10 protein-coding genes are annotated in these 10959 nt (G+C 63.7%); all 10 read left to right on the top strand.

The genetic code is table 11. The annotated features are described in order from the left end of the window. The first annotated feature begins 56 nt into the window (after positions 1–56). The 10 genes from pip to DOD19_RS25000 all read left to right on the top strand — a co-directional run bounded on the left by pip (position 57) and on the right by DOD19_RS25000 (position 10819). Positions 57–1010, top strand: coding sequence for a prolyl aminopeptidase (pip, locus tag DOD19_RS25045; protein ID WP_112188819.1), 954 nt, complete (start codon positions 57–59; stop codon positions 1008–1010). A 3-nt stretch (positions 1011–1013) separates the two neighbouring features. Then, positions 1014–1919, top strand: a complete 906-nt coding sequence (locus tag DOD19_RS25040; RefSeq protein WP_024978086.1) for a LysR family transcriptional regulator — start codon at positions 1014–1016, stop codon at positions 1917–1919. Positions 1920–2013: 94 nt separating this feature from the next. Further along, a complete protein-coding gene (locus tag DOD19_RS25035) occupies positions 2014–2682 on the top strand; it encodes an HAD-IA family hydrolase (protein WP_112188978.1) in 669 nt (222 codons plus the stop codon). Between the two features lie 10 nt (positions 2683–2692). Further along, complete coding sequence (locus DOD19_RS25030; RefSeq protein ID WP_112188817.1) at positions 2693–3841, top strand: DSD1 family PLP-dependent enzyme; 1149 nt, start codon at positions 2693–2695, stop codon at positions 3839–3841. A gap of 244 nt (positions 3842–4085) precedes the next feature. Next, on the top strand, positions 4086–5474 hold the full coding sequence (locus DOD19_RS25025) for an ATP-binding protein (RefSeq protein ID WP_024978089.1): 1389 nt from the start codon (positions 4086–4088) through the stop codon (positions 5472–5474). Positions 5475–5512: 38 nt separating this feature from the next. After that, positions 5513–5881 (top strand): response regulator, encoded by a 369-nt coding sequence (locus tag DOD19_RS25020; RefSeq protein WP_024978090.1) that lies wholly within the window; start codon positions 5513–5515, stop codon positions 5879–5881. Next, complete coding sequence (locus DOD19_RS25015; RefSeq protein ID WP_024978091.1) at positions 5874–6485, top strand: chemotaxis protein CheC; 612 nt, start codon at positions 5874–5876, stop codon at positions 6483–6485. The genes DOD19_RS25020 and DOD19_RS25015 overlap by 8 nt, the downstream gene beginning before the upstream one ends. 39 nt (positions 6486–6524) lie before the next feature. Further along, the gene (locus tag DOD19_RS25010; RefSeq protein ID WP_112188815.1) at positions 6525–7946 is read left to right on the top strand and encodes an HD domain-containing phosphohydrolase; all 1422 of its coding nucleotides are present in this window, start codon (positions 6525–6527) and stop codon (positions 7944–7946) included. A 134-nt stretch (positions 7947–8080) separates the two neighbouring features. Beyond that, the gene (locus DOD19_RS25005; protein WP_239498106.1) at positions 8081–9088 is read left to right on the top strand and encodes a substrate-binding domain-containing protein; all 1008 of its coding nucleotides are present in this window, start codon (positions 8081–8083) and stop codon (positions 9086–9088) included. Positions 9089–9169: 81 nt separating this feature from the next. After that, positions 9170–10819, top strand: coding sequence for an ATP-binding protein (locus DOD19_RS25000; protein WP_112188813.1), 1650 nt, complete (start codon positions 9170–9172; stop codon positions 10817–10819). The last annotated feature ends 140 nt before the right edge of the window (positions 10820–10959 follow it).

Genomic DNA, 10959 nt, shown 5'->3' with positions numbered 1-10959 from the left:
AGAACCCCTCTGTAGAATCGGCCCATTCTCCCGGCAACCTTTTGACAGGACCGACCATGACTGCACTGCGCACCCTGTATCCGCCAATCGAGCCCTATGAAACCGGCATACTGGACGTGGGCGATGGCCACACGATCTACTACGAGCGCGTTGGCACGCCCGGTGCCAAGCCCGCGGTGTTCCTGCATGGCGGGCCAGGTGGCGGCGTTTCGGCTGATCACCGCCGCGTGTTCGACCCCGCGCGCTACGACGTGATGCTGTTCGACCAGCGCGGCTGCGGGCGGTCGACGCCGCACGCGGGCCTGGAGGCCAACACCACGTGGCATCTGGTGGCCGATATCGAACGCCTGCGCGCGATTGCCGGCGCCGAGCGCTGGCTCGTATTCGGCGGATCGTGGGGTTCGACGTTGGCACTCGCTTACGCGCAGAAGTACCCGCAGCATGTGAGCGAACTCGTGCTGCGGGGCATCTACACCGTCACGCAGGCCGAGCTGCGCTGGTACTACCAGTACGGCGTGTCGGAGATGTTTCCCGAGAAATGGGCACGTTTCCAGGCGCCCATTCCGGAGGCCGAGCGCGGTGACATGATTGCGGCCTATCGCAAAGTGCTGACCGGCAACGACACCGCCAGGCAGATCGAAGCCGCCCGCGCCTGGAGCGTGTGGGAAGGCGAGACCATCACGCTGCTGCCCGACCCGAGCAATAGCGCCAAGCACGCCGACGACCATTTCGCGCTGGCCTTCGCGCGGCTGGAGAACCACTACTTCACGCATCAGTGCTGGCTGGAAGAGGGCCAGTTGCTGCGCGAGGCACACAAGCTGGCGGGCATTCCCGGCGTGATCGTGCATGGCCGCTACGATATGCCGTGCCCCGCGCGCTATGCGTATGCGTTGCATCAGGCGTGGCCGGATTCAGACTTCCACCTGATCGAAGGCGCCGGCCATGCGTGGTCCGAACCGGGCATTCTCGATCAACTGCTGGCCGCAACGGACCGCTTTGCCGGCAAGTAAACCATGACGGATTCCGCCGATCTGCGCTTCCTGCTCGCCATCCAGGACAACGGCAGCCTGGTGGCGACGGCGCGGGCGCTGGACCTGACGCCATCGGCCGTGTCGCAGCGGCTGCAACAGCTGGAGAAGAAGCTGGGCACACGGCTGGTCGATCGCACGGCGCGCAGCTTGCGCTTTACGCAGGAAGGCATGCTGCTGTGCGAGCGCGGGGCAGAGCTGATCCGCCAGCTCGACGCACTGTCAGAGGATTTGCACACGCGCCGGGGCGGCCTGGTCGGCACGCTCAAGGTGAATGCGCCGCTGGGGTTTGGGCGACGCTACGTGGCACCCGTCATTGCCGATTTCCAGCAGCAGCACCCCGATGTCGACATCGAACTGGCGCTGTCCGATGCGCCCCTGACCGAAGCGGCGGACCGCTTTGATGTGGTGGTGCATATTGGCGCGCTGCAGGTGTCGAACCTTGTCGGCCATGCGATTGCGCCGAATGCGCGCTTTGTCTGCGCTTCCCCCGCGTTTGTGAAGCGCTTTGGCCCGCCGGAAACCCCCGATGACCTTGCCGCGCTGCCCTGCATCGTGCTGCGCGAGAACAAGGAAGACGTGTCGCTCTGGCATTTCAGCAAGGGGCGCACGAGCCGCAGCGTGCGCGTGCCGCGCCGACTGATCTGCAACGACGGCGATGTCATCCGCCAGTGGGCGTGCGAAGGGCGTGGCGTGATCCTTCGCTCCGAATGGGATGTGGCCGATGATTTGCGCGCGGGCCGGCTGGTGCGTTTGCTGCCCGGCTGGAAGGCGCCGGACGCCAACGTGATCGCCCTCACGCACAACCGCGCCGGGTTGCCTCAACGTACGCGTCACTTCATGCAGGCGCTGCAGAGCCGTTTCAAGCCGCAGCCGCCGTGGCGCGGATGATGCAGCTTCACTGAATCTTTGATTTAAACCGGCTTCACCGAAAGCCGGTGCGCGGTACCTACAATCGGCTGCATCGATCTCTACCGATTTGCAGGTGACAAGCGTGAATGCTTCCGCGGTTTCTCCCGATACCGGCTATCCCAAAGCCATCCTGTTCGATCTGCTGACCGCGCTGCTCGATTCGTGGTCGTTGTGGAACCGCGCCGCTGGCTCCGAACAGGCAGGCCGCACGTGGCGCGCCGAGTATCTGCGGCTCACGTACGGCTGCGGCGCATACGTCCCGTATGAAACGATGGTTCGGCAGGCCGCGCAGAACGTCGGCTTATTGGCCTCTGCCCCTGAAGCGCTGGAAGCCAACTGGTTGCACCTCGCACCGTGGAGCGGCGCTGCGCAAGCGCTGGCCCAGCTCCAGCCGCACTGCAAACTGGCCGTTGTCACCAACTGTTCGGAACGGCTGGGCCGGCAAGCCGCAGCGCTGTTGCCCGTCACGTGGGATGTCGTTGTCACGGCCGAGCAGGCTGGCGTGTACAAGCCCGATCCGAAGCCCTATCGCATGGCGCTCGAACAGCTTGGCGTGGACGCGGCCGACGCGGCATTTGTTGCGGGCTCCAGTTACGACATGTTTGGCACAGCGGCCGTGGGTCTGCGCACGTACTGGCATAACCGCATCGGCCTGACGCCGGTGGAGGGCGCCCAGTTGCCGGAAATCACCTCGCCCACGCTCGACGATCTGTTGCCCTGGGCCCGCCGCTTTGCCGCATGAGGATGCAACCATGACCCCTGACACGCACACGCTTGAAACCCTCGACACGCCCGCTGCGTTGATTGACCTGCCGCGCATGCAGCACAACATTGCCCGGATGCAGCACCGCATGAACGCGCTGGGCGTGAAATTCCGCCCGCATGTGAAGACCACCAAGTGCCTCGATGTGGTGCGCGCACAGATGGCGGCCGGCGCGCAAGGCATCACCGTATCGACGTTGAAGGAGGCCGAGGCCTTCTTTGCCGCCGGTATCAAGGACATCCTGTACGCGGTGGGCATTGTCGCCACCAAGCTGCCGCGTGCGATGGCGCTGCGCAAGCGGGGCTGCGATCTGAAGCTCGTGGTCGATAACGCAGAGGCCGCCCACGCTGTGGTCGACTACGCCCGCGTACACGGTGAGCGCTGTGAAGTGTGGATCGAAGTCGACACCGATGGGCACCGCTCCGGCATCACGCCCGAGCAGGAGGCGCTGCTGGAAGTCGGCCGCATCCTGAAAGGCGGTGGCATCGACGTGGGCGGCGTGATGACGCACGCCGGCTCCAGCTACGACCTGAACGACCGCGCCGCGCTGGGCGCATTGGCCGAGCAGGAGCGTGCCGGTTGCGTGCGCGCCGCGCAGCGCCTGCGGGATGCCGGCGTGCCGTGCGCGGCGGTGAGCGTGGGCTCGACGCCCACCGCGTTGGCCACCGAACACCTCGACGGCGTGACGGAGGTGCGCGCGGGGGTCTACGTGTTCTTCGATCTGGTCATGCACAACGTGGGCGTGTGCGCGCTGGACGAGATCGCCCTGAGCGTGCTGACCACCGTGATCGGCCATCAGCCCGACAAAGGCTGGGTGATTGTCGACGCCGGATGGATGGCGATGAGCCGTGACCGCGGCACCGCCAAGCAGTCGCATGACTTCGGCTACGGGCTGCCGTGCGCGCTTGACGGCACGCCACTCGACGGGCTCATGCTGATCGGCGCGAACCAGGAGCACGGCATTCTGGCGGCCAGCGATGGCTCGGCACGCGACGACCTGGTGGCGCGATTTCCGGTCGGCACGAAGCTGCGTGTGCTGCCGAACCATGCGTGCGCGACAGGGGCCCAGTTTCCGGAGTACCAGGCGGTGTCGTCGCGGGGCATGGTGCAGACGTGGGGGCGGTTCCACGGCTGGTGAGTCGCGCACCTGGTATGCCGAAAAGCAAAAGGCCCGCAGCGTACTTGCGGGCCTTTTGCTTCTATCCAGACTACCAAATCAAAAAAATGAGATCCGGTTTTAGCGTGGCGATCCGGATATTCAGGGGTTAATAGGGATTTATACGCATTTGCCTGGGCAAAATCCGGTCGATAGATAGAGAGACGGCCACGGAACTCAAGTGGCTGATAGCGAACATCATTATCCCGCAGGAAGCATGCCAAACATGGCAGACGTCACCCAACCCCTGTTATCTGATGCCATTGCGGAATTGGTAAGTTGTGGCGTGTTTTCTGTGAATCGCCAGATGCAGATCCTGTCGTGGAACCGCTTCATGCAATATCACAGCGGTTTTTCCGGCGAGGAAGTGATCGGCAAGAATATGTTTGCGCTGTTTCCCGAGTTGCCGGAGAAGTGGCTGCGCAAGAAAATCGAGAGCGTATTCATTCTAGGTGTCTCTGCGTACACATCTTGGGAGCACCGCCCGTATTTGTTTCGTTTTCGTCATACGCGGCCCATTACCGACACGATTGAATGGATGCAGCAGAACTGCAGCTTTATTCCGATCGAAGATGGAAATGGTGTGGTCATTGCGGTGGGGATTACGTTGCTCGATGCGACGGACGTGTGCCTGGCATATGGCGAGCTGAAGAAGCGCGAAAAAACCGTAACCGATGCGCTTCAGGAACTCACCGTGCGTAACGCCCAACTCTCCGCACTGAACGAAGAGCTGGCCCAGGCGCATCAGCAGCTGCTGCAGTCTGAAAAGCTTGCCGCCATTGGCCAGCTTGCCGCCGGCATTGCGCACGAGATCAATAACCCCGTGGGGTTTGTGCTCTCGAACCTGAACAGCTTGCAGCGCTACATGAGCACGCTGCTCGATTACGCACGCAGCCTGGATCAGCTGATTGGCCAGCATACGCCGTCACTCGACGCACAGCTCTTGGCGCTTGCGCAGGCGGCCGACATCGAGTTCCTGGCCGAAGATGGTCCAGCGCTCGTGGCCGAATCGCAGGAAGGCCTGACCCGGGTGCGCGACATTGTGGTGGACTTGCGCGATTTCTCACGCGTCGACAGCGCCCACCAATGGGATCAGGTGGACATTCACCGCTGCATCGAGTCGACGCTCAACATCGCCCACAACGAGGTCAAATACCAGGCTGACCTCGTGCGCGAGTACAGCGAACTGCCGGCCGTGACCTGCATCCCGTCGCAGATCAATCAGGTGGTGCTGAACCTGGTGGTCAACGCGGCGCAGTCGTATGCGGGCAAAAGCACGCAGGGCGGCGGGCGCGGCACCATCACCGTCCGCACCGGAACTGACGCGACCGACGCTGCATCGATCTGGTTTGAGGTAGCAGACGCCGGCAGCGGCATCGCGCCCGAAAACCTGAAGCGCATCTTCGATCCTTTCTTCACCACCAAGCCTGTTGGCAAGGGCACCGGGCTGGGCCTGTCTCTCACCTACGGCATTGTCAGGGCGCATGGCGGGCGCATCGACGTGTCGAGCACGGTGGGCGTGGGCACGACCTTTCGCGTGACCTTGCCACGTTGCAGGCCGGAAGCCCCGCCTGTCGAACAACAACCGCCGGCCGCTACCGCGCTGGCTATATGACGTAAGCCTCACGCTTTACGCCTGAAGGGGGACACATCATGGCGCTACCTGTGCTCGTTGCCGACGATTCATCGTTGGCGCGCAAGCTTCTGATCAACGCCTTGCCTGACGACTGGGATGTCGAGGTTACGCAGGCATCCAACGGTGCGCAGGCGCTGGAGCTGTTTCGTGCCGGTAAGGGCACGGTCGTTTTTCTCGATCTGACCATGCCGGACATGGACGGCTTCCAGGTGCTCGAACACATCCGCAAGGCCTGCGACGACGCCTTCGTCATCGTGGTGTCCGCCGACATCCAGTCGGGTGCCGTCGAGCGCGTCAAGGACCTCGGCGCCATCGGCTTCATTCCGAAGCCCGTATCGGCTGAGCGCATTGTTCCGATCCTGCGGGGGTACGGTCTTTATGAATGACCTGACACTGAACGAAGACCAGCGCGACGCTCTGCAGGAAATCGCCAATATCGGGATGGGCAAAGCGGGGGCGGCACTGGCCGAACTGCTGGGCGCCTTTGTGACGCTCTCGGTGCCGGGCATCAAGCTTGTCAACGCGGCACAACTGAAGGCCGAACTGCTGGGCCGCGACATGGCCGGCGACGCGCCCTCGCCGGTGCGGCAGGCGTTTCAGTCCGACATTCCGGGCGAGGCGATCGTGCTGTTCGGCAAGGACGGCCGCGAAGAACTCGAAGAACTGATGGGCTACGGCGATGCCGACGTAAACAGCGAAAGCGAAGCCCTGGCCGATATCGCCAACTTGCTCGTGGGTGCTTGTGTGCGCAGCGTCTTCGAGCAGCTCGGTCGCAATCTGTCGTTCTCGCGGCCAAGCTTCGTTCCGGCCGCGGTGCTCCAGCAAGCCTTGTCCGGCGAACAGTTCCATCGTTGGGATGTAGCGCTGTTGCTGGAGGTGCGCTTCACCCTGGAGCGCGGCGGCTTTGTGGCCCAGTTGGTGATGTTGTTACCTGAAACCGCCATCCGAAAAATGAAGCACGCGCTGGAGCAATTCCTGCAGGCGCTTTGAGACGCGCCCCGCCAGCCATCGAACCGTGAGACGCCAGCCATGCTTGTTTACGACGAAGACACCGCGCAAGCGAGCGCGCCCGAGATCAAAGCCGCCGCGCAGCCAGAAAGCGCGCCCGCTTCTGCAACGTCTGCGGACGCCACGCCGTTGATCCTGCTGGTGGACGATGAGCCAGGCGTGCTCTCGTCGCTGCGCCGGCTGCTGAGGCCCACGGGCTACCGCGTGATCACCGCCGAGGGCGGTGCGGCGGCGCTCGACATGCTGTCGGTGTATCCGGTGGATCTGGTCATTTCCGACATGCGCATGCCCGGCATGAACGGCGCCGAGTTCCTGGCACGTGCTCGTGAGCGTTATCCGGACATCATGCGGATCCTGCTGACCGGCTATTCCGAAGTCGATTCGGCTGTGCGTGCCATCAACGAGGGCGGCGTCTATCGCTACCTCAACAAGCCGTGGGATGACCAGGACCTGTTGCTCACCGTCAAGCACGCGATCGAGCAGCGCACGCTCGCATGCGAGGCGCGCCGCCTGAGCGAGTTGACGCAGCAGCAGAACGAAACGCTGCAGCAATTGAATGCCGGGCTGGAAACCCAGGTGCTGGCGCGCACCGAAGAAATTCGCCAGACCGTGATGTTCCTGGAGGGTGCTCAACGTGACCAGAAAGCGAACTTCACGAATATGGTCAAGGTATGCGCCAGCATGATCGAGATGCGCTGTGGTGCCATGGCGCGCCAGTCGCTGCGCGTGGCCGATCTGGCGCGCCGCATTGCCATTGAATGCGGGTTGACGGGGCTGCAGGTGCAGGACATCTTCCACGCTGGCCTGCTGCACGGCATTGGCAAGTTGTCGCTGCCCGATGCCCTGCTGAATACGTCGCTCGACAGGCTTTCGGCTGAACAGGCACAGCAGTTCTATCAGCATCCGCTGCGTGCTCAGATGGTGCTCACACCCGTGCCGCAGCTCGAGCATGTGGCCCAAATCATCCGGCACCAGTACGAACGCTTCAATGGCCGCGGTACTCCCGACCGATTGGCAGGATCGGCGATCCCGATCGGCGCACGCATCGTGGCGGTCGCTCGCGATTTCGAGGGGCTTCTGACGGGCGAGATCATCAAGGACCACGTCTCGGGCGATCAAGCCCTGGAGATGGTCAAGGCGCAATCGGGCCTGCGCTATGACCCCGACGTGGTCGTGCGCTTCGTGGCCGTGCTCAGACAGCAGGGCGAGGTGATGCCTGTGCGGCAGATCGCTGCGGCCGAACTGCGGGAGGGCATGCGGTTGGCCGACGATCTGCTCACGCGACGCGGTGTGCTGCTCATTACACGGGACAGCATCGTCAGTGCGCATCAGGTCTTGCAGATCAGGCGCTTCGAAACCCATGAGGATGTGCCGTTCGCGATTCTTGTCTATGCGCCTTTGCCCAATCCCACGGATGCGGCCGACGTGCCACCAGCAGCGTGAAGGGTGACCTTCGGGAGGCGGCGATGGTCCCAAGCAGCGGCAAGCGAATGCTGGCATCCCTGCTGTGCGCATTCGGGTGGGGAGCGATGGCAGGCCAGGCGATGGCCTCCGGCGGCATCGCCGACGACGCAAGCATGCAGCAGATCGTCGCGCGCGCCAGCGAACACGGGGCCCCTTGGGATGGTCCCCAGGCAGGTCCTCGTGCGCAGGTCGGCATCACGCTGGCCGTCGTGAGTGAAGACTTGCGCAACGGCGGCATTCTTGGTGTTGCGAAAGGCATCAAGGAGGCCGCTGGAGCCATCGGCTGGAAGATCCGCGTCTATGACGCCGGCGGGACGCCGGAGGGCCGCAAGCGTGCGATTGCATCGGCCTGGGCGCTGCAACCGGACGGCGTCGTGCTCGTCGGGGGTGACGCGCGCGAGATGCAGGCAGAGCTGTTGCCCTTCGTGCGGCAGGGCAGGCCCGTGGTCGGCTGGCACGTTGCCGCAACGGCCGGCGCCATCACGGGCAGTCCCATCGCCATCAATGTTTCCACCGACCCGATGGCAGTTGCCCGGCTCACGGCCATGGCGGCTGTAGTGGAATCGGCGGGCCACGCCAACGTGGTCATCTTTACCGACTCCAATTTCCAGATCGCCAGCGCAAAGGCTGCGGCGATGGCTGAGGTGATCGGCGCATGCAAGGGCTGCCGCTTGCTGGCCGTCGAGGACGTACCTATCTCGGGCAGTGCGCAGGCCATGCCCGCCGTCATGCGACGTCTGCTGGAGCGGTATGGCCGCGTGTGGACGCATGCGCTGGCCATCAACGACATCTACTTCGATTACGCCGCCGCCGAGCTGACCCGCGCCGGCAAGCCCGACGGCATCCACATGCTGTCTGCCGGCGACGGCAGCGCCGCGGCGTTCCTGCGCATCCAGGCTGGAGCGTTTCAGACGAGCACGGTGGCCGAGCCGTTGAACCTGCAAGGCTGGCAACTGGTGGACGAGGTGAACCGGCTGCTGACCCATCATGTGGTCACCGGGTATGTGGCCCCCGTGCACCTTGTGACGGTCAAGAACGTCGCTTTCGATGGCGGACCACTCGGGCAATACGACCCGGACAACGGCTACCGGGCCGTGTATCGCCGGATATGGGGCCGTTGAATGTTCAGCGCAGCCCCTGCTATCCGCTGTGCGCGCATGCCGCGGTACGGTCTGTGGCCCAGATCGCTCGGGCGTCAATTCATGTTGGTCGTCGCCATGCTGGCGCTGCTGATCTCAGCAGGCGGCATCACGGCGGTCTATGCGCTGCGCACCTCGGCGGAAGCCACCCGCAGGCTCGCCAGCGAGCAGCTCATGCAATTGCGCGAGGCGCAGGAACTCGTTCAGCGCACGTTGTTGATTGAGCGCGAATCGGCGCAGTTGGAAAAGACCTCGTCGGTGGAAGCCCTGCGCCGGCACTATGCCGAGATCTTGCGCAACCTGGAGGCGTTCGAGCAGTTGTCCGAACGGCTTGCTGCAACCGACGACGACATTGAAGTGCTCGATCTGCATCAGTCGACTCAGCTGTTTCGCAACGTCGTCAATATCGTCGCGCAGTGGTGGGAAAGCGAGCTGCAGCATGCCGGAACTGCCGGCGCGGCTGCACAGGCGCCGGCATCCGAACGCAGCCTTGCCGGGCGCCGGTCCTTGGATGCGCTTTACATGCAAGCCGGCGCCATGGTGGTTTCGGCACAGCAGGTGTCGGAGCAGCACACGCGGGCGTTTCAGCAGGCGATGCAGGCGTTGGCGGTTGTTTCCGAGCGCAATCAGCACTGGGTGACAGCGCTGCTCGCCACCAGCGTGGCATTTGCCTGCCTGGCGGCTTACGGACTGCTCGGGCGCCATGTGCTTCAGCGCTTGCTGCAGGTCAGCCGCAGCTTGCGCGAAGGACACTCGGACGGGGCGCCCAGTGCGGTACCCGTGGATGGCGACGATGAGATCGGCCAGATGGCGCGCGCGGTCGAGCAATTCCAGCGTGACCGATGGCAGCTTGCCTTGGCCCACGAGGCACTGCAGGCCGAGCGTGCGCGCCAGGAGCAACTGCTGCACGAACTGGCCCAAACGCAGGGGCAGCTGCTGCAATCGGAAAAGATGGCGTCGATCGGCCAGCTCGCTGCCGGCGTGGCCCATGAGATCAACAATCCCGTCTCGTTTGTCAAAGCCAATCTGGGCAGTTTGCAGCGATACGTTGGAGGATTGCTCGACGCGCTGTCAGCCTACGAATCTCACGAGGCAGAGTTGGCGCCCGCCACGCGGGCTGCGCTTGCGCAGGTCAAGCTGGCGGCTGATCTCGAGTACGTGCGCGAAGATGTGCCGGGGCTGTTGGCGGAGTCCCAGGAGGGGCTGCAGCGGGTCAAGACGATCGTGCAGGGTCTTAAGGATTTCTCCCATGTAGAAGAAGCGCAGCCGCAACCTGCCAATCTTGAAGCGTGTCTGGAAACAACAATCAAGATCGTCTGGAATGAGCTGAAGTACAAGGTGGAGCTGGTGCGCGAATATGGCGGAATCCCAGACATCGAGTGCAGGCCCACCCAACTGAGCCAGGTGTTCATGAACCTGCTGGTCAATGCCGGACAAGCCATTCAGGACCACGGACGCATCACGCTGCGAACCGGCCACGACGCGGACAACGTCTGGGTGGAGGTGGAAGATACCGGGGGCGGTATCCGGCCCGAGCATCTCAGCCGCATCTTCGATCCGTTCTTCACCACCAAGCCCGTTGGCCTGGGGACGGGGCTCGGCCTGTCCGTCTCTTATGGCATCGTGCGCAAGCATGGTGGCCAGATCGACGTGCGTAGCGACGTTGGCCGGGGCACGTGTTTTCGGCTCGTCTTGCCACTGCAAAGCCGTTGATGCAGCGGGCGCATTCGAGCGCCAGATTCCGATACGGCGCGTTCGTACCCCTTCGTACCCCTTTCCGGAGCCAGCAACGATCCGAGCCGCGTGCTCTGCCTTGCATGGAATCGGCGGTGCCGGGCGTCATCAGAGCAATG

It is taken from the genome of Ralstonia sp. GX3-BWBA (genome assembly GCF_003290055.1).
Classification (GTDB): domain Bacteria; phylum Pseudomonadota; class Gammaproteobacteria; order Burkholderiales; family Burkholderiaceae; genus Ralstonia; species Ralstonia holmesii.
This window is presented reverse-complemented; position numbering and strand designations above follow the sequence as displayed.

Excerpts from the sequence above, each read along its gene's own strand:
- pip (WP_112188819.1), top strand. The coding sequence starts at position 57 with ATGACTGCACTGCGCACCCTGTATCCGCCAATCGAGCCCTATGAAACC.
- DOD19_RS25040 (WP_024978086.1), top strand. The coding sequence starts at position 1,014 with ATGACGGATTCCGCCGATCTGCGCTTCCTGCTCGCCATCCAGGACAAC.
- DOD19_RS25030 (WP_112188817.1), top strand. The coding sequence starts at position 2,693 with ATGACCCCTGACACGCACACGCTTGAAACCCTCGACACGCCCGCTGCG.
- DOD19_RS25025 (WP_024978089.1), top strand. The coding sequence starts at position 4,086 with ATGGCAGACGTCACCCAACCCCTGTTATCTGATGCCATTGCGGAATTG.
- DOD19_RS25020 (WP_024978090.1), top strand. The coding sequence starts at position 5,513 with ATGGCGCTACCTGTGCTCGTTGCCGACGATTCATCGTTGGCGCGCAAG.
- DOD19_RS25015 (WP_024978091.1), top strand. The coding sequence starts at position 5,874 with ATGAATGACCTGACACTGAACGAAGACCAGCGCGACGCTCTGCAGGAA.
- DOD19_RS25010 (WP_112188815.1), top strand. The coding sequence starts at position 6,525 with ATGCTTGTTTACGACGAAGACACCGCGCAAGCGAGCGCGCCCGAGATC.
- DOD19_RS25005 (WP_239498106.1), top strand. The coding sequence starts at position 8,081 with ATGCAGCAGATCGTCGCGCGCGCCAGCGAACACGGGGCCCCTTGGGAT.
- DOD19_RS25000 (WP_112188813.1), top strand. The coding sequence starts at position 9,170 with ATGTTGGTCGTCGCCATGCTGGCGCTGCTGATCTCAGCAGGCGGCATC.